Raw genomic sequence first — 24700 nt, 5'->3', positions numbered from 1 at the left:
ATGGCAACACAACACACACGATTCGACTTCGATCCCGGGTTCGAGGACGGGCGGCTCCGCGTGGCGTGGTACGCCTTCGTCATCGCGCTCGTCGCCGTTGGCGCGTACGCGACGTACCTCCGGATCACGGGGGGAATGGCGAGCACCAACCTCACGAGCATCGTGCCGTGGGGGGCGTGGGTTGCCTTCTACATCTACTTCGTCGGTCTCTCGGCCGGCGCGTTCCTCGTGAGCACGATGGCCAACGTCTTCGAGGTCGAGGGGATGCACCGCATTGACCGCGACGCGCTGTTCGCTGCGATCATCAGCATGGCCGTCGCGCTGCTCTTCGTCTGGATCGACCTCGGGCGGATGGATCGGATGTACTTCCCGTTCCTGTGGCGTCAGCTGACCTCCGCGCTCTCGTGGGAGGTCCACGCCTACGTGGCATACATCGGCATTCTGGTCACGGAGCTGTACTTCTCGATGCGGATCGACCTCGCGCGCGTCGCGAATCGCACCTCGGGTCTCAAAGAGCAGTTCTACGCGACGCTCGCGCTCGGGCGGCTGGACACGAGCGAGGCGTCACAGGCGTTCGACCAGCGGTGGCTGAAGCGGGCGGGCGTCGTTGGGATTCCGCTCGCCATTTTCATGGTTCACGGCGGGACCGGCGTGCTGTTCGCCGTCTCGAAGGCCCGACCGTACTGGAACAGCGGGCTGTTCCCGGTGATCTTCGTCATCTCGGCGCTTCTCAGCGGGACCGCCTTGGTGATGTTGATCTACGTGCTCCGGACCCGACTGTTCGACGGCGAGGCGGTCAACCCGGATCTGCTCGATCGCCTCGCGCAGCTACTGATCGGCTTCATCGTCGTCGACGCGGCGCTGACGGCCATCGAGACGTTCATCGCGATAGCCAGCCTCCACCCTCATGAGATCGAGACCTGGAACGTCATCATGTACGGGCCGATGTCGTGGTCGTTCTGGTGGTTCATGGTCGGATTCAGTTGGGTGTTCCCGATGGTCCTGTTGAGCAAGCGATCGTGGCGGCGCACGCCGGGAGTGATGGTGATCGCCGGCCTGAGCGTCGTCATCGGAATCATCGCGGTGCGGTTCAATATCGTCGTTCCGGCGCAGATCATGCCGGTGATGGAGGGACTGCCCCACGGAGCGTACTTCCCGACGCTCGTCGAGTGGGGGACGAGCATCGGCATGATCGGCGTCGGGCTGCTGTTGTACACGCTCGGTGCAGAGACGCTTCCGCTGACCCCGCTTTCTGGAGGTGACCACGAATGAGCGCAGACGATTCCGACGGAGACGGTGCGACCGTCTCGCGCCGGGACTTGATCAAGGCGGTCGGGAGTATCGGTGTCATCGCGGCGGCGAGCAACGCCGCGGTCGACGTGGACGTCGACGAGTTGTGGACCGACGACGAACACCACTACGTCGGCGACGAGTACGGCGAGTACGACGCGAGCGACGTGATCCACACCACCTGCGGGCAGTGTAACACGTTCTGCCCGATCAAGGTGCAACTCGCCGACGGGAGCGGCACCGGTGAGTACAGTTCGCTCGTCCGGAAGCTGGCGGGGAACCCGTACTCGTTCCTCAACACCCAGCCGTTCTCGCAGGTCCCCTACGGGAGCGACCCGGGAGACGTGGCGATGGGCGACGTCGAGGGGAGCGGCGACGTCGACACCGACCGGTGGTCGCTCTCCGGCGGTCGGATCTGCCTGAAGGGACAGGCGGGCATCCAAACGGCCTTCGACAGCTACCGGGTTCGCAAGCCGATGAAGCGGGTCGGTCCGCGCGGTTCGGGCGAGTGGAAGACGGTCTCGTGGGAGCAGGCCCTCCAAGACATCGTCGAGGGCGACGACGAGCTGGGTCATCCCGGGCTCGAAGACATCTGGGGGTACGTTCCGAAGGAGGACGTGATGAGTGACTGGGAGGCCGTCCAGAACGGCGAGCTGTCCAAGTCGGCGTTCGACGAGCGGTACGCCGACGTCCTCATCGACACCGACCATCCCGACTTGGGGCCGAAGTCGAACCAGATCGTCGACGTGGGCGGGTTCCGCCGCAACTTCATCCGAAACCGACTCTGGCACCAGGGACTCGGATCGATAAACAGCATCCACCACGCCGGGACCTGCGGCGTCTCGAGCGTGATGGGTAACGTGCGCTCGCACGCCGCACAAAAGAAGCGGCAGTACCCCGACATCGACAACTGCGAGTACCTCATCGCATGGGGAACCAACCCGATGGTCGCGAACAAGGGGCCGACGTGGCTCGCGCCGAAGCTGACGAACGCCATCGAAGACGGAATGCGGATGGACGTGGTCGACCCGCGCCTGTCGAAAACCGCCGAGAAGGCCGACACGTGGGTGCCGGTTGAGCCCGGTGCAGACGGGGCGCTCGCGCTCGGGATGGCTCGGTGGATCATCGAGAACGACCGCCACGACCTGACGTACCTTCAGAACCCCTCGCAGTCTGCCGCGAGCGAGGACGACGAGCCGACGTGGAGCGACGCGACCCACCTCGTTCTCGTCGACGAGCCCGCGGGACCGAAGGCCCGAGCCGGCGACCTCGGGCTCGTTCCAGAGGACGCCGACACCGCGGACGACTTCGTCGTGCTCGACGCCGACACCGGCGAGCCCCGCCCCGCGAGCGAGGTCGACACGGCCGTCCTCGACGTGGACGTGAGCCTCGAGGACGCGGCGGTGCGGAGCGTCTGGAACCAGTACCGCGAGCGCGTCTTCGAACACACGGTCGAGGAGTACGCGGAGATGGCCGGCGTGCCGGCCGAACAGATCGCGGAGATCGCAGACGAGTTCACGAGCCACGGCAAGCGCGCCGCGATCATGGCGTACCGCGGGCCGGCGAAGCACACGAACGGCTTCTACAATACGCGGGCGATCGCCACCCTGCAGCATCTCATCGGCAACTACGACTGGAAGGGTGGGCAGATCACGCCGTACGCGGGTTACAACACGATGTCGGGCCGATACGATCTCGGGTCGGTGCCCGACGGGCACTCGCCGTGGGGGATCCCGCTGCTCCGCGGAGGGGTCAACTACGAGGACACCTCGCTGTTCGAGCGCGACGGCGGCTACCCGGCGAAGCGGCCGTGGTTCCCCGTTGCGCCGCCGCAGGCGACCCAAGAACTCTACGGTAGCGCCGCCGACGAGTACCCGTACGGCGTCGAGGCGCTGTTCATCCGACCGTACTCGAACAACCACGTGATGGCGGTCGCCGGCGGGGACGAGATTCCGTCGATCCTCAGAGACACCGACGCGATCCCGCTTATCGTCGCCTCGGACACGGTCATCGGCGAGACGAGCCAGTACGCCGACTACATCCTGCCCGAGCCGACCTACCTCGAACGGTGGGAGAACTTCGGCACGTATCCGAACAAGCGGCTGGCAGACGAGAAGATCAGCCAGCCGGCGGTGTCCGTCGTCCCCGACGCGCGTCCGTTCGAAGACGTGCTGATCGACCTGTGGTCGGAACTCGGTCTGCCCGGCGTCGGCGAGGACGCGATCGCCGACGCCGAGGGCGACCTGTGGCCGCTCGAACGAGCCGAAGACTTCTACGTGAAACTCGCCGCCAACATCGCGTACGACCGCGATCCGGTCCCGGACGCGAGCGCAGACGAGCGTCGGGTGTTCCGCGAGAGCCACGAGAGTGGCCTCGGCGACCAGTTCGACCTCGACCGCTGGAAGGCCGCGGTCACGGACGAGGAGTGGCCGAAGGTGGTCACTGTATTGAACCGCGGCGGGCGCTTCGAGGAACCGGCCGAGGGCTACGACGAGGCGTTCGGCGAACACGGACACGACTACGACTACGCCGAGCGAACGCGCGATTCGAACGCCTACGACGGCGAGCACATGCGGTACAAACTGGAGTCGCGCGTCGACTTCTACAGCGAGGTCGTGCCGAACGGAAAACACTCGTTCACCGGCGAGCGGTTCGACCCGCTTCCGAAGGTCGACGACGTCGAGCACTACGACGGCACCGTGCAGGCCGCGGTGCGCGGCGACGACGAGCGGGAGCGCCCGCTGCGACTGATAAACTGGAAGCCGCGGACCCAAGGAATGCACCGCACCCAGAACAGCCCGTGGCTCCGCGAGACGCGGCCGGAGAATCCGGTGTGGATCAACCCGCGAGACGCCGAGGAGCGCGGTATCGAAAACGGCGACGAGATCGCCCTCGACGCCGGACGCGAGACCGTCGACGCTGTCGCGATGGTCACGAGCGGCATCCGCCCCGGCGTCGTCGGCGCGATGTGGGGCTGGGGACGGACCGGCGACGGAGCGACCGCGGAGACGGTCGACGGCGAGACGCGGTCGGCCGTCGAGGCCGACGGCCACAGCGACTATCAGTTCGACGAGCCGATGACCGAAGAAGCGGGGTACGCGAAAGGCCGCGACGCCGGCTTCGCGATCAACCACGTCCAGCCGCTCGACGAGGAACTCGGCGACACGGGACTCTCGGATCTCGTCGGCGGGAGCAACGCGCAGTACGACGCCTTCGTCGACGTGGAGCGGCGGTGATCTGAGATGTCCGCACACACGAACGACGCGGCCGATCCGGACGACGCGAGCGATGCGAACGATCCGGGCGATCCAGACGACGCGAACGCCACGGACGGCCCGGACGGAGCGGCGCTGGCGACGGCTCGCGCTCGGCTGTACGGGCTGCTGGCAGCGGCCTTCGACGGCGAGACGGAGACGATCGCCGAGGCGTTCGAGCGGGACGCGTTCACGGCCGTCGCCGACGCGCTCCCGATCGACGGCGAGCAGGCGATTCCGGGCGGAGACGGCCACGACGCAGACTCCCTCGCCATCGGGTACGACACCCTGTTCGTCGTCCCCGGGAGCCACTACGTCCCGCCGTTCGCGTCGGCCCACGCGGCCGATCCGAGCGAGGAGTTCGAGTCGGACTCGCGGTACCACACCGCCGGCGAGGCAGGCGAACTCCTCGGCGACCCGGCCGCAGACATGGCACAGCTGTACGCCGCCGCGGGGTTCTCGCCCCGGCGAGGCGACGGCATCCCCGACCATGTGGCCGCGTGCTTCGAGTTCATGCGCGCGCTGTGTGAGCGCGAGGCGACGCTCCTCGAAGGCGGTGGCGACGGGCCGGCCGTCGAGGCCGTGTGCGATCTCCAAGCGCAGACGCTCTCCCGGTTGGGATGGCTCGACCGGTTCGACGAGGCGGTTGCAGAACAGGATACGGCCGAAGGCGTCTTCGCCGGGATCACACGGCTTGCACGGACGTTCGCCGCGTGGGACGCAAGCGAAGTCGTAGCACAGTCGGACGACCGCCCGTCGGACACCGAACACGCGTAGCCGATTCACCAATGACATCTACAGACATCACCGATTCAGACCTCCGCGACCGCCTCCGCACCATCGACGATCCCGCGCTCGGCGTAGACATCGTCAGCGCCGGGCTCGTCACCGATAGCGCCGTCGACGACGGAACCGCGTCGATCGAACTCGCGCTCGGCGCGCCGCACGCGCCGGAGGAGGCCGCGATCGCAGACCGCGTTCGCGAGGTGGTCGAGGAGGCGGGGCTCGACGCGCGCCTCTCCGCGACGGTGCCGCGTCTCGACGCTGGCGAGTCCTCGGTACTGCCCGAGGTGAAAAACGTGATCGCCGTCGCCTCCGGCAAGGGCGGGGTCGGAAAGAGCACCGTCTCCGTCAACCTCGCCGCCGGGTTGGCGGATCGGGGAGCGAACGTCGGGCTGTTCGACGCCGACGTGTACGGCCCGAACGTCCCGCAGATGCTCGGCGTCGACGAGGACCCCGGCGTGGCGACCGTCAACGGTGACGACCGGATCGAACCGCCGACCGCTCACGGGGTCGAACTGATGAGCGTCGGGTTGCTGATCGACGAGGACGACCCCGTCGTCTGGCGTGGCCCCGTCGCGCAGAACACGCTCACCGACCTCTTCGGCGACGTCTCGTGGGGGTCGCTCGATTACCTCGTCGTCGATCTCCCGCCGGGCACCGGCGACGTCCAGTTGACGGTGCTCCAACACCTCCCCGTCACGGGAACGGTCGTCGTCACGACGCCGCAGTCAGTCTCGGTGGACGACACCCGCCGCGGCGTGCAGATGTTCGGGGAGTACCGAACTAACGTGCTCGGCGTCGTCGAGAACATGAGCGGGTTCGTCTGTCCAAGCTGCGGAGACACGCACGACATCTTCGGGGAAGACGGCGGCCGATCGCTCGCCGAGGAAGTCGACGTGCCGTATCTCGGCTCGCTGCCGCTCGATCCGGCGATCCGAACGGGAGCAGACGACGGTGAGCCGATCGTGTCTCGCGACGACGGCGCGACGGCCGCGGCGTTTCGGGACCTGACGGGGTCCGTCGCGAACAACGTCGGCGTCCTGCGCCGTCGCGCTCGTCAACGGACCGCCGCCGACGGCGGGTAGCGGCTCAGGTGTCCCCGTCGACGGCGGTCCACTCGGAGGTGTCGGCGAGCGTCCGCAGGGCCGGCTCCGCCTCCGCGGCGATCGCCCCGTAGAACCGCGTGCGCCCCACCGGCGTGTGGACCCTGAGAACGACGGTGTCCCGAGTGACATCGAAGGCTGAAAGCTCCCAGCTTCGGGATTCGGCACACCATCGCCCGATTCGCGTCGCGTCGGGGTCACGCACCGTTCGCGATCCGAGCTCCCAGCTCATCCGGGTGAGGTGGTCGAGATCGAACGGTATCACCGCCGGAAGCGTCACCGTGCCGTGACCGTCTCCCGGGCTGTCACAAACTGCCATGCCTGTGGTACTCGTATCCGTCAGTAAAAATCGATCCGTTTCCGGCGAGCGCGAAACGGAGCGAACGCAGAGCAGACGAGAGCGGAGCAGATGAGAGTAGGCGAAAACAGGCGAAAGAAAGCAGACGAGAGCGGAACAGACGAAAACAGGCGAAAACGGAAACGGAAGATCCTACTCCGTCTCGTCGGGGTCGGGCGTGACGCCGGTGTCGGCCGGCGTCTCGGGCTCGTCGATCAGATCGGTGGACCGCGCACCGCCGCCGAAGAGCCGGGCGAGCAGACCGCGGTCGCTGCGCTTCTCGGCGAGCAGCACGGAGCACTCGACCTCATCGAGCACCTGTAAGACGAGCGAGCCGCGGACCAGCCGCGAGAGCAGCCCCTTCTCCGTCGCGCCGACGATGAGCATCGTGGCGTCGCGGGCGGCCCGCTCGATGCTCGTCTCCACGTCGCCGGACTCGATGCGCAGCGTGGCGTCCGCGAGGTCGTGCTCCTCGGCCCACGCCGAGAGGAACCGCCGGCCCTCCGCCTCGTCGTCGGCGACGTGCAACAGAGTGACCTCGCCGTCGAACTCCAGTTGGAGCATCCGCGCCACCGCTGCGGAGAGGTCGGAGGCGGGACCGCCGGCGGTCGGCACCAAGATCCGCGAGGGATCGAACCCGCGGTCGCGGAACACGAGGAAGTCGGAGGGGAGCGAGTACGCCAGTTCGTCGATCGCGGATTCCGCACGGCCGGGCGCGCCGTGAGAGTCTTCGCCCCAGCCCATCACGGTGAGGTCAGCACCGTAGGTGCGGGCGGCGTCGAACACCTCCTCGAACACGCGGTGAGAGAGGACGACGTGCGTCTCGACGTCGACATCGAACGTCTCTGCGTCCGCTTTCGCGCGGTCGAGCAGGTCATGGGCGGCGTCGTGTGCGCCGCGGTCGCGGGCGGCTTCGAGCGAGGTCTGGTCCGGGACGTTCGCGATGTTGACCGCGACGACGGTTCCGTCGCGCTGCTTGGCGATGGCCGACGCGAGCGTGATCAGGTGCTCCTCTGTCGCGGGGTTCGCGAGCGGCACCATCACGCGGTAGTCGCCGCCGCTCGGCTGGACGGACGTGGCGGCGGAGACGGCCTGCTCGGGCAGGTCTTCGGACCGATCGAGGATCCACGTTCCCAACACGCCGCGGGCTTCGACCTTCTTGCGGGCGTACACGAGATACCAGAGGACGGCGAAGACGACGAGGCCGAGAGAGATCAGGATGATCGTCGGATCGATGTACACGATCAGCGCGAACGACGACACGGTCCCGATTATCGGAACGACCGGGTAGAATGGGACCTCGAAGTCGGGGTCGTATCCCTCTACCTCGGACTCCCGCATCACGATGAGCGCGAGATTGAGCAGACCGTAGACGATGAGGTGAAGCACGGACCCCATCGTCGACAGGGACTCGACGCCGCCGGCGACGAGGAAGACGAGGATGAGCGCGCCGGTGAGCGCGATCGACTTGTACGGGGTCCCGAACCGGCCGTGGATCTCGTTGAGCGTCGGGGTGACGATCTTCTCGCGGCCCATCGCGAAGTTGATCCGCGACGAGGAGAGGATCGAGGCGTTCGCCGAGGAGGCGGTCGCGAGCAGCCCGCCGATGAGAAGCATTCCGGCACCGACCGCGCCGAGCGAGTAGCCGAACACCGAGTAGTTACCGAACAGCAGCCTCGCGGCGTCGACGACGGCGGTCTCGTTGTTCGCGACCAGCTCGTTCGGCACGGCCGCGAGCAGCACGACGAGGAACAGCGCGTACACGACGGTGACGATGACGACCGAACCGAGGACCGCGAGCGGAAGGTTGCGGCCGGGGTTCTTGATCTCCTCTGCGACCGACGTGATCTGCACGAATCCAAGGTACGAGACGAAGATGATCCCGGTGACGGGCAACACCTCGCTCGTCGTTCCCGGCGGCGCGATCGGCCGCAGCGACTCCATGTCGGCGTTCAGTAGACCGACGACGGTGAAGACCGCGAGGATACCCAGAAGCGACATGACGATGACGATCTGGAGCCCGCCGGTCTCTTTCGCGCCGAAGTAGTTGACCGCGATAAACAACAGCGCGCCGGCGAGGCCGATCACCTGTGCGGCCTCTAACGTCACGAACCCGAGTCCGACGGGACCGAGCCCGACGAGGGCGTTGACGTACTCGCCGAAGCCGTACATGTAGAAGGCGGAGGCAAAGGCGAGTCCGAGCCAGTTGGCCCAGCCGGCGACGGAGCCGAACATCGGTCCGAGCGCGCGGTTGACGTAGAAGTACGCCCCGCCAGATTTTGGCATCGCCGTGCCGAGTTCCGACGCAGAGAGCGCGGTGAAAAGCGCGATAACGCCGCCGAGCACGAACGTGAGCGCCGCGAGCGGGCCGGCGCGAGCGACCGCGGTTCCGGGCAACACGAATATCCCCGCGCCGATCATCGTCCCGATCCCGATCGTGAGCGCCGCGAGCGGGCCGAGGTCCTTCGCGAGTTCCTCGTCGCCGCTCACGGCGGGCCACCTCGGACGATCACGTCGGCCCCGGAACCGGTGGCTACCCCCCGGGCGGTTGTGACTCTCCGTGCGTGTATCATACCTTGTTTCTTTTCTCTGTTCGTATAAACCCGGCTACTTTCCGCGGCGTGGTCGGCGGCTCTGTGAGGTTGAAAGGGCTCCGTGAGATGGAGGCGGGTCGGGGCGAGGCGGGCGAACGCGCGGCCCGCGGGGTCGAGAGAGACCACAAGGAAAGTCCGGAGATACCACAAGGAACATACCGGCACGCGCCCCCGTACCGATCATCAGGTGGATCCCGTGACCAAGAAACGCGAATACCGCGACGACTACGACGACAAGACGCTCTTCATCCCCGGGCCGACCGAGGTCCGTGAGGACGTGATCGAGGCGATGGCACAGCCGATGTTCGGCCACCGGATGGACCGGATGACCGATCTGTACACCACCATCGTTGAGGACACGAAGGAGTTCCTCGGCACCGAAAACGAGGTCGTCATCCTCACCGCCTCCGGCACGGAGTTCTGGGAGGCGTCGACGCTCAACCTCGTCGACGAGAACATCCTGGTGCCGACCTGCGGCAGCTTCAGCGAGCGCCACGCCAACGTCGCCGAACGGCTCGGCAAGGACGTCGACCGGCTGGAGTACGAGTGGGGCGAGGCCGTCAAGCCCGAGGACATCCGCGAACACCTCGAATCCTCGGAGACGGAGTACGACGTGGTCGCGACCGTGATGAACGAGTCCTCGACGGGCGTCCGCAACCCCATCGAGGAGATCGGCGACGTGGTCGCGGAGTACCCGGACACGTACTTCGTCGTCGACGCGGTCTCCGCTCTGGGCGGCGACTACGTCGACATCGACGAACACAACATCGACGTGATCTTCGCGTCGACCCAGAAGGCGTTCGCGATGCCGCCGGGACTCGCGGTCTGCGTCGTCAGCGACGGCGCCTACGACCGCGAGGTGGAGAAGGGAACCTCCTCGTGGTACGGCGGCTTCCGCCGGACGATCGACTACTACGACCGCAAGGGACAGACCCACTCGACGCCCGCGATCCCAGTCATGTTAGCATACCGCAAACAGATGAAACACATGCTGGAGGAGGGCCACGACGCCCGCGACGAGCGTCACCGTGAGATGATGACGTACGTCCACGAGTGGGCCGACGAGCACTTCGCGATGTTCCCCGAGGAGGGCTACGAGTCCCAGACGGTCGCCTGCATCGAGAACACGCAGGGGATAGACGTCGCCGCGACGATCGAGGAAGTGAGCGAGGAGTACGACATGGCCTTCTCGAACGGGTACGGCTCACAGCTCGGCGAGGAGACGTTCCGGATCGGGCACATGGGCGAGCACACGGTCGAAAGCGTCAAAGAGCTGACCGACGCGATCGAAGACGTCGCCGGGCTCTGAGGAAGGCCGGGGGAGACGCTCGGGCGCGTCACTCCGCTCCGAGTAGCTCGACGAGAAGCGCATTCTGTGCGTGCATCCGGTTTTCGGCCTGATCCCACACTAGCGCGCGGTCGGATTCGAGCACGTCGTCCGTGATCTCTTCGCCCCGGTGGGCGGGCAGACAGTGCATCACCCGCGCGTCGGTGTCCGCGAGGAGGTCCGCGTTCACCTGGAAGCCGTCGAACGCCGCCAGCTTCTCGTCGCGCTCGTCCTCCTGTCCCATCGAGATCCATACGTCGGTGTAGACGACGTCCGCACCGTCGATCGCCGCCGCGGGGTCGGTGGTCGGCTCCACGTCCGCGCCGAACGCGGCCGCCCGGTCGAAGACGGCGGGGTCCATGCCGTACTCCGCGGGCGTCGCGACCGCGACGTCGATCCCGGCCATCGCCGCGCCGACGACGAACGACTGCCCGACGTTGTTGCCGTCGCCGACCCACGCGACCGTGGCGTCTGAGCCGACGGTCTCGCGGATCGTCAGGAGGTCGGCGAGCGTCTGACAGGGGTGCGCCTCATCGGTGAGCCCGTTGATCACGGGACAGTCCGCGTTCTCGGCGAGCACCTCGACGTCGGCGTGGTCGAAGAGCCTGGCCATCACGCCATCGACGTACCGACCGAGCACGCGCGCGGTGTCGCGCAGCGGCTCGCCGTGGCCGAGCTGGATGTCGTCGGGGCCGAGGAACATCGCGTGCCCGCCCAGTCTAGTCATCCCCGTCTCGAAGGAGACGCGGGTCCGGGTCGAGGGCTTCTCGAAGATCATCCCGAGCGTTGCGTCCGCCAGTCGAGGGTCCGTCTCGCCCGCCTTCATCGCGGCCGCGCGGTCGAGCAGGGCGTCCAGTTCGGCGGGCGTCACGTCGTCGATATCGAGGAAGTCGTCGGTAGCGAGTGGCATCGTTCGTTGTGTGGTGTGGTAGCGTGGTGTCGTTCGAGAGCGGTCGTCTCGTTCGAGCGGGAGTCGTTCGGTGGCGGCGTCGGTACGCCGTTACAGGCGCTTGCGACAGACGTCGGTCAGGACGGTTACGGCCCGGTCCAGTTCCGGAAGCGGGAGTCGCTCGTCCGGGGCGTGGTCGAGGTCGGAGTTCCCGGGGCCGTAGGTGACCATCGGGCAGTCCCACGCGGCCGCAAAGAGGTTCATGTCGCTCGTGCCGGTCTTTCGCAGCAGGCGGACGTCGCCGTCGGCCGCCCGGATCGCGACGCGGAACGCCCGGGCCAGATCCGTGCGCGGGCTCTCCATGACGGGCGGCATCGGCTCGCCCCAGTGGACCGAGCCGGTCGACAGCTCCGCCTCGGAGAGTTCGTGGATCTCGTCGACGGGACGAGATGGTGGAATGCGCAGCTGCACGTCCATCGTCGTCTCCACGGCGAGCCCGTCGTCGCTCAGTCCGCCGTCGATCGAGATGGGTTTGGTCGTCACTTGGTCGAACACCGCGGTGTCGGAGTCCTCCGGAGTGAACGTCTCCTCGACGCCGTGCCACCAGTCGATCGCGTGCTGGATCGCGTTCGGCTCCGGCCGCGAGGAGTGGCCCGACTCGCTCGTGTTCACGTAGGTCCCCTCCAGCAGTCCGCGGTAGCCGAGCGTGATCCCCTGCCAGCCCGACGGCTCGCCGTTGACCACCGCGTCCGGCGCGTCGCGGTCGTCGATGAGGTGGCGCGCGCCGCCGGAGTCGACCTCCTCGCGGACGACGCCCGCGAAGGAGACGCCGGTTTTCACCGCCGCGACCGCCATCGTGACGAGCGGCCCCGTCGCGTCGACCGCCCCGCGACCCCACAGCACGGGATCGCCGGGGTCGCCGACCCGAACGTCGGACGGTTCCGGCAGTTCGCCCTCTGGCGGGGCCGGCCGCACCTCGACCGGAATGTCGCCCGGCACCGTGTCGACGTGCGAGGTGAGGAGTACGGCGTCGTTCGCCGGCGCGCGGACGTTGCCGGCGTCATCGATCCACGCCTCCCGCCCGTTGGCCGTAAAGAAGTCGACCAGCCGCTCCGCGGCGCGCTCCTCCTCGCCCGACGGCGAGGGGATGGACACCATGTCGTACAGGAGCTTCCGGGCCGGCGTGTCGCAGGCCGCGGGGTAGCCGCCGCCGGCGACGACATCACCGGCGGAACGCGTCGACTCATCGCTCGACTCGTCGCTCTCCCGCTCTTTGCCGGCCGCCATCAGCTGATCACCTCGGCGATGGCGTCGACGACGGCGTCGGCGTGCTCGCGTTCGATGGTGAGCGGCGGGAGCAAGCGCAAGACGGTGCGACCCGCGGGCAGCGCGAGTATCTGGTGGTTCATGGCCAGATCGCGAAGCAGGCGGTTCGAGCCGCGTTTCACCTCGATCCCGACCATCAGCCCGTCACCGCGGACGTCGCGGATGTCGTCGCCGAGGCGGTCGGTGAGCTCACCGCGCAGGTACGCTCCGACCTCGTCGGCGTGTGCCGAGAGGTCTTCACGTTCGATCACGTCGAGCGTCGCCCCGGCAGCGGCCGAGACGACCGGGCCGCCGGAGAACGTCGAGCCGTGATTCCCGGCATCCTCGGCGATCCAGTCGCGACAGAGCGTCGCGCCGATCGGGAGCCCGCTACCGAGTCCCTTCGCGGTCGTGAGCACGTCCGGCACCACGTCGTGAGTCTCCGCCGCCCACAGCGACCCGGTGCGGCCGAGCCCAGTCTGGATCTCGTCTACGATCATCGCGGCCCCGGCCTTCTCGGTCGCCTCGCGGACCGACTGCAGGTACGCCGTCGGAGCGGGGTTTATCCCGCCTTCGCCCTGCAGAGGTTCGAGGATGACCGCGGCGGTCTCGTCGTCGACCGCCTCGCGCATCGCCTCCGCGTCGCCGTACTCGACGAACTCCACGCCGCCCGCGAGCGGCTCGAACCCCTGCTTGTACTTCTGCTTCCAGGTGGTCGCGAGCGCGCCCATCGTCCGGCCGTGAAAGCCCTGCGTGGTCGCGACGATCTTCTCGCGGCCCGTCGCATGCCGGGCGAACTTCAGCGCGGCCTCGTTGGCCTCCGTCCCGGAGTTACAAAGCCAGACGTTGTCGATGTCGCCGGGGCCGGTCGCGGAGAGCTTCTCGTACAGCGCCGTCCGCGCCGCGTGCGGGTACGACGCCTGCACGTACAGCAGCTCCTCTATCTGGCTTGTCGCCGCGTCGACGACCTCGGGGTGACAGTGCCCGACCGGCGTGCACGCGTAGCTCGCGCCGAAGTCGAGGTACTCGGTCCCGGTGGTGTCGGTGAGATACACCCCGTCGCCAGAGGCGATCTCGATCGGCTTCTCGGAGAAGACGAATCCGCTCATGCGGTCTCGCCCTCCGTTTCGGCTTCCGCGTCCTCCGCGGCTTCCGCGTCCTCACCGAGCGCGGAGCGTTCGATCGTCGTCCCCGCGCCGCCGAGCGCGGCGACGATCGGGTCGTCGGCGTTGGCGTCGGCGACGACGACGCGGCCGGAGCCACCCGAGAGCGCTTCCTTGGCCGCCATCACCTTCTTGCCCATGAACCCCTCGGCAGCGTCCTCAACCGCCGCGAGTTCGTCGGGCGTCGCCGCCGACGCGATCAGCGTGTCGGGGTCGTCGGGATCGGCGTAGACGCCCGCCACGTCCGTCAGCAGGACGAGGTCGGCGTCGAGCGCGCCCGCGACCGCGGCGGCCGCCCGGTCAGCGTCCGCGTTGACCGGGGTGACGCCGCCGTCACTCTCCGTTCCCTCCATCGGCGGCGAGACGACGGGCGTGTATCCGTCGGCGAGCAGGCCGGCCAGCAGATCGGCGTTCACCGACTCGATCCGGCCGGAGTGTTCGCCCCGTTTGATCTTCGTTTTGCCGTCCTCGACCACGCGGACCGCCGACTTGCGCGGCCCCGAGAGAAGCCCGCCGTCGACGCCCGAGAGGCCGACCGCGTCGACGCCGGCCTCGCGGAACAGCGCCGTCAGCTCGGTGTTGAGTTTGCCGGCCATCGCCATCGTGAACGCCTCCATCGTCTCCGCGTCGGTGAACCGACCGGTGACGCCGGAGGCCGACTCGACGTACTCGGGCTCCATCCCGAGCCGCTCGATAACCTCGTCGACGACCGTCGAGCCGCCGTGGACGACGACGACCTCGCGGCCGTCCGCGGCGAGACTCGCCACGTCGTCGACCGCGCCAGCGGGATCGACCGCCTTCGCGCCGCCGATCTTGACGACGACCGGAGGCTCGTCTGCGGGTGCGCCGCCGTCTGCGATCGCGCAGGACGCGGGCTGACCGCTCCGCGTGTCGTTCCCGCTCATGGCGACCCCACGGGGTGAAGCCCCTCGAACTCTAATCCCGCCTCTTCGGGCAGGTCCAGGGCGATGTTCGCCGCGTGGACCGCCTGCCCGGCGGAGCCTTTCATCATGTTGTCGATAGCCGAGAAGACGACGACGCGCCGGTTGCCGGGGTCGAGTTCGAAGCCGACCTCGCCGTAGTTCGTGCCGGCAACTGCCTTCGGCTCGGGATAGCGGTAGACGCCGCCCCCGCCGGAGACGATCCGCATAAACCGCTCGTCGGCGTACGCGTCGCGGTACGCCCCCCACAGGTCGCCCTTCGAGACGGGCTCGCCGGGGAAGACGTGGCAGGTCGCCGACGCACCGCGGACCATCTCGACCGCGTGAACGGTGAAGGAGACGGAGAGCCCGAGGTACGCCTCGATCTCGGCCTCGTGACGGTGGCTCGTTGGCGCGTACGGGCGCACGACGCCCGAGCGCTCCGGATGCGAGGAGGCCGCGCCGCCGCCGGCACCGCCCTCCGAGGAGCCGACCTTCACGTCGACGACGACCCGATCGGTATCCGGGTCGAGGGCGCCGGCGTCGACGAGCGGCTTCAGTCCGAGGATCGTCGCGGTCGCGTTACAGCCGCCGCCGGCTATTAGGTCCGCCCCAGCGAGGTTCTCGCGGTTGAGTTCGGGGAGCGCGTACTCCGCGCGCTCCAGGTACTCCGGCGACTCGTGGCCGTCGTACCACTCGTCGTACAGCTCGGCCTCCGGCAGCCGGAAGTCCGCGGACAGGTCGACGACCGTGTCCGCCGCCTCGAAGTACTCGTCCACCTGTCCCATCGAGACGCCGTGCGGCGTCGCCGAAAAGAGCACGTCGACGGACGCCAGCTCGTCCGGGTCCGAGAAGCGCAGGTCGAGCCCGCGCAGGTTCGGGTGCGAGCGACCGACGGTCATGTTGTCCGCCGACCGCGACGTGGCCTGAACGACCTCGAAGTTCGGGTGGCCGGAGAGCAGGCGCAACAGCTCGCCGCCGGTGAATCCCGTGCCGCCGATGACGCTCGCGGTGAGGGTCTCGCCGACCGGGTCGTCGGTCGCGGCCGTCGCGTCGTCGGCCGCGTCGGCGTCGGCCGTCATGCGTCCGCCTCCTCGGCCTCTCCGCCGGCCAGTTCGGTCGCCTTCGTCTCCACCCAGTCGACGACCCGCGCGGGAACGTCGACATCGGTCGCGGCGTCGAGCGCCTTGAACTCGACCGTGTGGTTCACCTCGTGGACGGTGTACCCGTCCGCGCCGCCGCCCTCGGCGGGGTCCGCGTCCGCGTCGACGCCCACCTCCATCAGGTCGACGCCGAGCAGGCCGCCGCCGACCGCGTCGGAGGCGCGCTCGACCAGTTCCAGCGCGCGGTCGTCCAGATCGAACGGCGTCGTCTCGCCGCCTTTCGCAGCGTTCGTGAGCCAGTGGTCGGACGACCGCGTCATCGCCGCGACGGGCTCGCCGTCGACCGCCAGCACGCGGATGTCGCGGCCGGGCTTGTCGACAAACTCCTGGACGTAGAACACCTTGTGCTCGTAATGACCGAGCGTCTCTTTGTGCTCTAAGATCGCCTCGGCGGCGTTCCGCGAGTCGATCTTCGCCATCAGCCGACCCCACGAGCCGGTGACAGGCTTGAGCACGCAGGGGTAGCCGAACGACTCGATCGCGTCGAGGGCAGCGTCTTTGGTGAACGCTACCTCCGTCGCGGGCGTCGGCACGTCGGCCTCGGCGAGCGCGAGCGAGTTCTTCGCCTTGTCGGCACAGACGTCGCCCGTCTCGGGGGAGTTGACCACGGGGACGCCGTAGCTGTCGAGAAAGCGCGTCGCGTACAGCGACCGGCTCGTCGACAGACAGCGGTCGACGACGATGTCGAGGTCGTCGACGGCCGCGGTCGTCGCGTCGAGGCCGAACCGCTCCTTGCGGACGTCTATCTTCTCGACGTCGTGGTCGCGGTCGCGAAGCTCGGAGAGCAGCAGCTTCTCGTCTTTCCGGATCCGCGAGTAGAGGATCCCGACCTTCACGCGGACCACCTCGGCGCGGTCGTCACCATCGACGTTACTCGCCCCAGTCCTCCTCGAGCTCGGGGGCCTCCTCTAACACGACGGGGTCGAGAGAGATGACCTCCAGCTCGGTCCCGGTGACCGGACTGTCGATTATCTCGCCGACCTCGACGTCGGCCGGCAGTTCGATCTCGTCGCCCGTGATCGGGTCCTCCGCCACCAGCGTATCGGTGTCGCTCGTCATCGTGGATCGGTGTCAGCGTCGAGAGCGCATAAAGGCTTCGAACTTGTCGAGGATATTACACTACGTAAAGCGGCCGCTACTCGCGTAAAACCGGAACGAGTCGCCCCGGCGTTCCGTGTCGTGTCAGAATTCGATACGAACTTCGCCCCCTCGCGGGGACGGGATCGCCGCCGGCGGTCACGGATCGACCGCCGACCGCGGCGGTCGTCGCAGCCGGTCCGGCTGTCGGCGTCGGTCAGACACCGGAGACCACCTCAGACATACTCGCTCACCTCGGCGTCGAGCGCGCGAGCCGCATCCGCGAGCGCCTCCCGACGCGCCGCGAGCGTCGTTTCGTCCGCGTCGAGCGACTCGCGGCGCGCTTCGAGATCGCACGCGACCGCGTCGGGCGCTGGTCCGCCCGCGGAGTCGCGGCTCGCGACGCTGCGTTCGGGGTCCAAGACGGCCTCGACCTCCTCGCGGCTCACGTACGCCGAGAGGGGCTCGCCCGTCACCGTTCGCGCGGCCTCGTCAACTTTTGCGGCGGCCGCCGGCGGCGCGTCGTCGTCCGCGACGCGCTCGGCCGCGGCCGCGACTATCTCGTGGGCGGTGCGGAAGGGAAGTCCCCCTGTGGCGAGCAGGTCTGCGACGCCGGTCGCCGTCGAGAAGCCGTCGCCCGCGGCGTCGGCGAGCACCGCCTCGTTCCAGTCGGCCGTCGCGACCGCGCCCGCAGCCACCTCGGCCGCCTCCCGCACGTCGTCCGCGGTCTCGAAGACGCTCGCGTGCGCGCGCTGGAGGTCGCGATTGTACGCGCGCGGTAACCCCTTGAGCAGACTCAGCGTGCCGGCCGCCTCGCCGATGGCGTCGCCGGCGACGCCGCGGGTCAGCTCCAGCGTGTCGGGGTTCTTTTTTTGAGGCATGATCGAAGAGGTGGACGCGTAGTCGTCGGACAGCTCGACGAACCCCTTGTTCGAAAAGAGGACGAGGTCCTCCGCGAGCCCGGACAGCGTCGTCGCGAGCGTCGCGCACGCGGTCGCCCCCTCGGCGAGGAAGTCGCGCGCGGAGGCGGCGTCCATCGAGTTGGCGACGAGCCCGTCGAACCCGAGCAGCTCGGCGGTCCGCTCGCGGTCGATGTCGAACGGCGTGCCCGCGAACGCGGCCGCGCCGAGCGGCGAGCGGTTGGTGCGCTCGTAGGCGTCGAGCAGCCGCGCCGTGTCGCGCGCGATCCCGCCCTCGTACGACAGCAGGTAGTGCGCGATCGTCGTCGGCTGAGCCGGCTGGAGGTGGGTGTAGCCGGGCATCACCGTCTCCGTGTGCTCGCCGGCGACGTCGAGAAGCGCCCGACGCAGCGTCAGGGTGGCCTCCGCGGCCGCGAGCAGGTCCTCGCGCAGGCGGTACCGGATGCAGGTCGCAACCTCGTCGTTGCGCGAGCGCGCCGTGTGCATCCGCCCGCCATCGGGACCGATCCGGTCGATCACGGCCGTCTCGATCGCCTCGTGGACGTCCTCGCCTCCGTCGAGGTCACCGTGACCGGCGGCCTCGACGGCGTCGAGCGCCGCGAGGATTTCGCCCGCGACCGCGTCGTCGACGATCTCCCGCTCCGCGAGCATCACCGTGTGCGCGCGATCGACCGCGAGGTCCGCCTCGAAGATGGCCGCGTCGGCCGCGAGACTGGAGAGGAACGCGCGGGCGGGACCGCCGCTGAAGCGGTCGCGGCGGACGGCGGTGTCGGCGTCCTCGGCACCCTCGGCGGTCACGGCGGGATCGTCGTCGGTCATCTATTCCTCGTCTGCAGTCTCTCCGCCATCGCTGGCGAGTTCGGGCTTCGAGACCGCCTCTTTCACGTCGTTGGCGAGACGCTCCTGTAACCCGTGGTACTTCGCGACGCCCGTGGCGTCCTCCTGTGCGATGCCGGCCACGTCTTCGGTGTTAAACGAGGCCATCTCCTCGGAGTAGACGGCGTACTCGGAGTCGCGGGCGACGACGCGGCAGTTGCCGCCGGAGACTTTGACCGTCGCGGTGCCAGTCACCACGTCCTGCGTCTCGTCGACGAAGGCGTTCAGCGCGTCGACGACGGGCGCGAACACGAGCCCCTGATACGCCTTCTCGGACCACTCCTGTTCGATCCCCTTCTTGAACGAGCGCTCGTTTTTGGTGAGGACGAGGTCCTCTAGGGCTTGGTGTGCCGTGAGCAGGACCGTCGCGGCCGGGTGCTCGTAGTTCTCGCGCACCTTCAGCCCGAGCATGCGGTCTTCCATCACGTCGGTGCGGCCGATGCCGTAGCCGCCGGCGTACTCGTTGAGGTGCTGGATGAGCGGCACCGGGTCCATCGCCTCGCCGTCGACGGCGACCGGGACGCCCTCCTCGAAGGCGACCTCGATCGTCGTCTCGCCCTCGGGCTCTGCGGTCCACTCGTAGATGTCCTCCGGCGGCTCGTAGTCCGGGTTCTCGAGTTCGCCGCCCTCGACCGCGCGCGACCAGATGTTCTCGTCGATCGACCAGACACCACCGTCGCCGGCCTCGACGGGCAGGTCCTTCTCCGCGGCGTAGTCGATCTCCCACTCGCGGGTGAGTCCGAGCTCGCGGACAGGCGCGATGACCTCCAGATCGGAGCCGCGCCAGACGGCCTCGAACCGGAGCTGGTCGTTCCCCTTACCCGTACAGCCGTGCGCGATGGCGTCACAGCCTTCCTCCTCGGCGACGCCCAGAATGGCCTCGGCGATGACGGGACGCGCCAGCGCGGTCCCGAGCGGGTACCCCTGATACGTCGCGTTCGTCTTCACCGCGTCGAAACACAGCTCCGCGAACTCCTCTTTCGCGTCGACGACGTGGATGTCGAGTCCAAGCGCATCGGCGGTCTCTTCCGCCTCGTCGAACTCTTCCGTCGGCTGGCCGACGTCGACGTTGACGCCGATGACCTCGTCGTAGCCGTACTCCTCTTTCAAAAGCGGTACGCACACTGTCGTGTCGAGTCCGCCACTGAACGCGAGTGCAACGCTCGTCATTATCGGAGTAGATCCGGCCCACCCCCTTAAATTCGACGGTTTAGAGATTGGAACAAAATTGCGGCGCGGTCGCTACCGATCGATGAAGCTGTCACTCTCGGGAACGAAACGGCGCGAACGCGACAAGGGGAAACTTACTGGCCTTGGGGGGCCAGTCGTCGCGCCGCGCCGGAAACCCGTCGCGGTCGGACGCCTCGTCGCGGTCGCGGGGCTCGTCGGCCTCGGAAGAGCGTGGCCGCCTGACGAGCCGCCGCGGTCATTAGCAAATACTTGTGAGGTTTCGATATAAAACCGTTCCGCTACGTGCGTCGAGCGGGACCCGCCGGCGTGGTCGAGCCGGCGGGAGCCGTACGCGAGGCGACAAGACGCCCCGGCGACTGCGTGCGCGATCGTGCCGCGCCGAACGCTGCCGTTGTCTGGGGGGGTGTCACCGCACCGTCCATTACCGCCGCGCCGCTCAAGTGTCTCGCCGCCCAACGGCGGATATCGTGAGCGACGCCGACTCCCCACTCTCGGAGGACCGCCCGACCGTCGATCGCCCCCTCCGCGTCGACGCCCCGTTCGAGCCCGCGGGCGACCAGCCCGAGGCGATAGCGCAGTTGGTCGAGGGGTTCGAGGGAGGCGCGGACAGACAGACGCTCCTCGGCGTCACCGGCTCCGGCAAGACCAACACCGTCTCGTGGGTCGCCGAAGAACTGGACCAGCCCACCCTCGTCTTGGCTCATAACAAGACGCTCGCGGCCCAGCTGTACGAGGAGTTCCGCGAGCTGTTTCCGGACAACGCCGTCGAGTACTTCGTCTCCTACTACGACTACTACCAGCCGGAGGCGTACGTCGAGCAGACGGACACGTTCATCGACAAGGAGATGTCAATTAACGAGGAGATCGACCGACTCCGCCACTCCGCGACGCGCTCGCTTCTCACTCGCGACGACGTCATCGTGGTCGCCTCCGTCTCTGCCATCTACGGGCTCGGCGATCCGCAAAACTACCGGGAGATGGCGCTCCGGTTGGAGGTGGGCGAGGCGGTCGGTCGGGACCGGCTGCTCGCCGACCTCGTAGACCTGAACTACGAGCGCAACGACGTGGACTTCACGCAGGGCACCTTCCGCGTGCGCGGCGACACCGTGGAGATATACCCGATGTACGGTCGGTACGCGGTCCGCGTCGAGCTGTGGGGCGACGAGATCGATCGGATAGTGAAAGTCGACCCGATGAAAGGCGAGGTCGTGAGCGAGGAGCCCGCGGTCATGCTCCACCCCGCGGAACACTACTCGATCCCGGACGACAAGCTGGAGCGGGCGATAGCGGAGATAGAAGAGCTGATGGAGAAACGGGTGAGCTACTTCGAGCGGCAGGGCGATCTGGTGGCCGCTCAGCGCATCGAAGAGCGGACGACCTTCGACATCGAGATGCTCCGGGAGGCGGGCTACTGTTCGGGAATCGAGAACTACTCCGTCCACATGGACGACCGCGAGTCGGGCGACGCCCCCTACACGCTCCTCGATTACTTCCCAGACGACTTCCTCACCGTGATCGACGAGTCCCATCAGACGATCCCGCAGATAAAGGGACAGTACGAGGGCGACAAATCGCGGAAGGACTCGCTCGTCGAGAACGGGTTCCGGCTGCCGACCGCCTACGACAACCGGCCCCTGACGTTCGAGGAGTTCGAGGCGAAGACCGACCGCACCCTCTACGTGTCGGCGACGCCCGGCGACTACGAGCGCGAGACCTCGGAGCAGATCGCAGAGCAGATCGTCCGTCCCACGCACCTCGTCGACCCGAAGGTGGAGGTGACGGAGGCGACGGGACAGGTCGAAGACCTCTTAGAACGCGTCGGCGAGCGGATCGAACGCGACGAGCGCGTCCTCGTCACCACGCTCACGAAGCGGATGGCCGAGGACCTCACGGAGTACTTCGAAGAGGCCGGTATCGACGTGGCGTACATGCACGACGAGACGGACACCTTGGAGCGCCACGAGATCATCCGCGACCTCCGACTCGGCAACATCGACGTGCTGGTCGGCATCAACCTGCTGCGGGAGGGCCTCGACATCCCGGAGGTGAGTCTCGTCGCCATCCTCGACGCCGACCAAGAGGGGTTCTTGCGCTCCACCACCACCCTCGTTCAGACGATGGGGCGAGCCGCGCGCAACGTCAACGGCGAGGTGGTGCTGTACGCCGACCGGATGACGGACTCGATGGAGGCCGCCATCGAGGAGACCCAGCGCCGTCGGGAGATACAACTGGAGTACAACGACGAGCACGGGTACGAGGCGACCACCATCGACAAGCCCGTCGGCGAGACCAACCTCCCGGGCGCGACGACGGACACCGCCTCGGTCAGCGTCGGCGACGTAGAGAGCGAAGAGGAGGCGAGAGCGCAGATCGACGCGCTCGAAGAGCGGATGGACGAGGCCGCGAGCAATCTTGAGTTCGAGTTGGCCGCCGACATCCGCGACCGGATCGCCGAACTCCGTCGCGCCTTCGAGATCGGTGACGGAGACGAAGGCGTTCCCGCGCCGGTCGGCGGGGAGTAGTCGAGCGGCCCATCGCCCGTTCGCTGTCGGCGCACCGATTCTCATCCGGCGGAACGCCGAGGCAGGGATTTTTACCCGACACCGTCGGATTCGGACTCATGTACCGGCGCGCGGTCGTGGTCGGAGCCCTCGCCGCCGCCACCGCGGGCTGTACCGACCGGATCCGCGACGTGGCCGCGTCGACCCCGCGAGACCTCGCCGTTCGAAGCCGCTACGTCGACGGCGACCCGCTCGTCGACGGCCAGAGCATCCGCGCGCTTCCCCCCGAGCTCCATGTTCACGCGGCGTCGTACCGGTCGGGTGACGCCGCGCTCGGTGCGCTCCGTCCCGACGCGGCCGAAGCGCGGTCGTTCGTCGATGCAACCCGGTTCGTCGACGACGGCGGCGAGTCGATCCTCGTCGTCGCTCAGCGCCTCACCGCGCCCGAAGTCGCGTTGCGCCTCGGCGCGATCAGCCGCATCGGCGATGGCGCGCTTCGCGTCGCGGTCGACGAGTCCGGTCCCGACGTCGACGTCGAGAAGCTCGACGACCCCGTCGTCAAGACCCTGCTACTTCGGCTCACCGACCAGCAGGGGATCCCGGAGCGCGTCATCGTCTCCGCCGACGGCGATCGCGCCGGCGTGACGATCTGAATGTCGGCGTCCCGAGGTCGCGACCGGCCGAGGGAGTTTTTCACCGATCGCGTGCGCGTCCATCGGTCCACGTCCCGCGATCATCTGGTCGCGTCCCGCGATCGTTTAGTGGGTCGGCGGCCTCTCGCCGGTATGCTCTCTGTGTCCCGCCGGCTCCGCGGAGCGGTCCTCCTCGCGCTCGCCGTCGCCGCGTTCGCGAGCGCGGCCGCCGTCGCGCCCGTGATCGTCCCCGAAGCCGGAGGCGCGTCCGGCAGCCCCGCCGGCGTCTCGCCGTCGCCGATCTCGCGTCTGGCCGCGCCCGCGCTCCTCGCGGCCGGATCGGTGTTTTTCGTCGGCGGTGCGGCCGCGCTCGCCGACGCCGACCTCTCCGCGCGCGCCGCTCTCCTCGCACCCGCACTGGGTGCCGGCGCGGCGCTCGCACTCGGCACCGGAATCGGAACCGGCTTGGGAGCCCCCCTCGCCGCGTTCGCCGCTCCGGAGACGCTCGCGGCGCTCGGTGGTGGACCTCCGGCCGCGGTCGCGGCGGGTGCGCTCGCCGGAGGGGCGATAGCGCCGGTGGTCCGCGCCGCGACGACCGAGGACACGATCACGCTGCTCGTCGGTGCGGCGCTGTTGCTCGCCGCGGTCGCAAGGGGGGAAGCGGCCCCGCTCGCGCTCGCCTCCGCCGGGGTCGCCGGCGCGGTCGCGGTGGGGTCGCTCTGGGCGCTCGACCCGTCGACGTGGCGGCCCTGAGGGGGGCGGAACCGCCCGGCTCCCGGGAGCCGGTTCGGGGTCAGTCGCCCGGACGCTCGCTTTCGGTCTCGAGGTCCACGTCACGGTCGGCCTCGCGGTCGAGGTCCGCCTCGCCGGCGATGCCGGTGTCGCGGGCGCTGTCGCGTGCCGTGTCCGCGTCCCGCGTCTCGTCGGTCCGCAGGTCGCTGTCGGCCACCGTATCGAGCTGTTCGAGCGCGCTCTCGATGTCCTCTAAGCCGAGCATCTTCTCCGTCTCCTCGTCGAACTCCTTGCTCTCTAATCCCTCCATCTGTTGGACGTCGGAGCCGGAGAGGGCCTTGCCGTAGCGGCCCACCAGGCTGGTGAGTTCCTGCGGGAGGACGAACGTGGTGGACTCGCCTTTGCCGATCTCCTCTAGGGTCTCCATCCCGCGCTCGATGATGGCGCGTTCGCCCATCGACTCCGCGGAGCGAGCCCGGAGGACGGTCGATATCGCGTCACCCTGCGCTTCGAGGATCTGCGACTGCTTTTCGCCCTGCGCCCGGATGATGTTCGACTGCTTGTCACCCTCCGCCTGCTCGACCGCGGAGCGACGCTCTCCCTGCGCCTCCAAGATCATCGCGCGGCGGCGGCGCTCCGCGCC

At 68.3% G+C, this 24700-nt stretch carries 19 protein-coding genes and 1 pseudogene; 8 read left to right on the top strand and 12 right to left on the bottom strand.

Translation table 11 applies throughout. From position 1 onward, the window contains the following. From nrfD to EP28_RS09645, 4 genes are read left to right on the top strand one after another with little or no spacing between them, the layout of a single operon-like run. Window positions 1-1272 (top strand): NrfD/PsrC family molybdoenzyme membrane anchor subunit, encoded by a 1272-nt coding sequence (gene nrfD / locus EP28_RS09660; protein ID WP_049983825.1) that lies wholly within the window; start codon window positions 1-3, stop codon window positions 1270-1272. Beyond that, window positions 1269-4526: a molybdopterin-dependent oxidoreductase gene (locus EP28_RS09655; RefSeq protein ID WP_049983824.1), complete on the top strand. Its 3258-nt coding sequence runs from the start codon at window positions 1269-1271 to the stop codon at window positions 4524-4526. Before nrfD ends, EP28_RS09655 begins: the two co-directional genes overlap by 4 nt. Before the next feature lie 6 nt (window positions 4527-4532). Continuing rightward, window positions 4533-5321, top strand: coding sequence for a TorD/DmsD family molecular chaperone (locus EP28_RS09650; protein ID WP_196219631.1), 789 nt, complete (start codon window positions 4533-4535; stop codon window positions 5319-5321). Between the two features lie 11 nt (window positions 5322-5332). Beyond that, window positions 5333-6412 carry an Mrp/NBP35 family ATP-binding protein gene (locus EP28_RS09645; protein WP_196219630.1) on the top strand — a complete coding sequence of 360 codons (1080 nt, stop codon included), beginning with the start codon at window positions 5333-5335 and terminating at the stop codon, window positions 6410-6412. Window positions 6413-6416: 4 nt separating this feature from the next. On the opposite strand, the gene EP28_RS09640 is transcribed toward EP28_RS09645, so the two are convergent. Both EP28_RS09640 and EP28_RS09635 read right to left on the bottom strand, forming a co-directional pair. Next, entirely contained in the window at window positions 6417-6749 is a 333-nt protein-coding gene (locus EP28_RS09640; protein WP_049983823.1) for a hypothetical protein, read from the bottom strand. Between the two features lie 171 nt (window positions 6750-6920). Then, window positions 6921-9257: an amino acid permease gene (locus EP28_RS09635; protein WP_049983822.1), complete on the bottom strand. Its 2337-nt coding sequence runs from the start codon at window positions 9255-9257 to the stop codon at window positions 6921-6923. Between the two features lie 300 nt (window positions 9258-9557). Between EP28_RS09635 and EP28_RS09630 the strand changes: the two genes are divergently transcribed. Beyond that, window positions 9558-10670, top strand: coding sequence for a pyridoxal-phosphate-dependent aminotransferase family protein (locus EP28_RS09630; RefSeq protein WP_049983939.1), 1113 nt, complete (start codon window positions 9558-9560; stop codon window positions 10668-10670). 28 nt (window positions 10671-10698) lie between these two features. Here EP28_RS09630 and argF read toward each other — a convergent pair whose 3' ends face one another. The 9 genes from argF to EP28_RS09585 all read right to left on the bottom strand — a co-directional run bounded on the left by argF (window position 10699) and on the right by EP28_RS09585 (window position 20171). Continuing rightward, complete coding sequence (gene argF / locus EP28_RS09625; protein WP_049983821.1) at window positions 10699-11598, bottom strand: ornithine carbamoyltransferase; 900 nt, start codon at window positions 11596-11598, stop codon at window positions 10699-10701. A gap of 90 nt (window positions 11599-11688) precedes the next feature. Further along, window positions 11689-12864 (bottom strand): [LysW]-lysine hydrolase, encoded by a 1176-nt coding sequence (locus EP28_RS09620; RefSeq protein ID WP_049983820.1) that lies wholly within the window; start codon window positions 12862-12864, stop codon window positions 11689-11691. Then, a complete protein-coding gene (locus EP28_RS09615) occupies window positions 12864-13991 on the bottom strand; it encodes an aspartate aminotransferase family protein (protein WP_049983819.1) in 1128 nt (375 codons plus the stop codon). Before EP28_RS09615 ends, EP28_RS09620 begins: the two co-directional genes overlap by 1 nt. Beyond that, window positions 13988-14950, bottom strand: coding sequence for an acetylglutamate/acetylaminoadipate kinase (locus tag EP28_RS09610; protein WP_049983818.1), 963 nt, complete (start codon window positions 14948-14950; stop codon window positions 13988-13990). The genes EP28_RS09615 and EP28_RS09610 overlap by 4 nt, the downstream gene beginning before the upstream one ends. Further along, complete coding sequence (argC, locus tag EP28_RS09605; RefSeq protein WP_049983817.1) at window positions 14947-16047, bottom strand: N-acetyl-gamma-glutamyl-phosphate reductase; 1101 nt, start codon at window positions 16045-16047, stop codon at window positions 14947-14949. The genes EP28_RS09610 and argC overlap by 4 nt, the downstream gene beginning before the upstream one ends. Next, window positions 16044-16964 carry a lysine biosynthesis protein LysX gene (gene lysX / locus EP28_RS09600; RefSeq protein ID WP_049983938.1) on the bottom strand — a complete coding sequence of 307 codons (921 nt, stop codon included), beginning with the start codon at window positions 16962-16964 and terminating at the stop codon, window positions 16044-16046. Before lysX ends, argC begins: the two co-directional genes overlap by 4 nt. 34 nt (window positions 16965-16998) lie before the next feature. Continuing rightward, window positions 16999-17187: a lysine biosynthesis protein LysW gene (lysW, locus tag EP28_RS09595; protein ID WP_049983816.1), complete on the bottom strand. Its 189-nt coding sequence runs from the start codon at window positions 17185-17187 to the stop codon at window positions 16999-17001. Window positions 17188-17441: 254 nt separating this feature from the next. Next, on the bottom strand, window positions 17442-18944 hold the full coding sequence (gene argH / locus EP28_RS09590) for an argininosuccinate lyase (protein WP_049983815.1): 1503 nt from the start codon (window positions 18942-18944) through the stop codon (window positions 17442-17444). Continuing rightward, the gene (locus EP28_RS09585; RefSeq protein ID WP_049983814.1) at window positions 18945-20171 is read right to left on the bottom strand and encodes an argininosuccinate synthase; all 1227 of its coding nucleotides are present in this window, start codon (window positions 20169-20171) and stop codon (window positions 18945-18947) included. 488 nt (window positions 20172-20659) lie between these two features. Here EP28_RS09585 and uvrB point away from each other — a divergent pair, with 488 nt between their 5' ends. The 3 genes from uvrB to EP28_RS09570 all read left to right on the top strand — a co-directional run bounded on the left by uvrB (window position 20660) and on the right by EP28_RS09570 (window position 24078). Beyond that, window positions 20660-22714: an excinuclease ABC subunit UvrB gene (uvrB, locus tag EP28_RS09580; protein WP_049983813.1), complete on the top strand. Its 2055-nt coding sequence runs from the start codon at window positions 20660-20662 to the stop codon at window positions 22712-22714. Window positions 22715-22812: 98 nt separating this feature from the next. After that, window positions 22813-23346, top strand: coding sequence for a hypothetical protein (locus EP28_RS09575; RefSeq protein ID WP_049983812.1), 534 nt, complete (start codon window positions 22813-22815; stop codon window positions 23344-23346). A gap of 132 nt (window positions 23347-23478) precedes the next feature. After that, complete coding sequence (locus EP28_RS09570) at window positions 23479-24078, top strand: hypothetical protein (protein WP_049983811.1); 600 nt, start codon at window positions 23479-23481, stop codon at window positions 24076-24078. A 40-nt stretch (window positions 24079-24118) separates the two neighbouring features. Here the strand turns inward: EP28_RS09570 and EP28_RS09565 are convergent. Next, window positions 24119-24700 (bottom strand): annotated as a pseudogene (locus EP28_RS09565) (SPFH/Band 7/PHB domain protein); the annotation flags it as partial.

The organism is Halorubrum sp. BV1 (genome assembly GCF_000746205.1).
Classification (GTDB): domain Archaea; phylum Halobacteriota; class Halobacteria; order Halobacteriales; family Haloferacaceae; genus Halorubrum.
The sequence above is the reverse complement of the archived record's forward strand: the minus strand, read 5'-3'. Positions and strand labels throughout refer to the sequence as shown.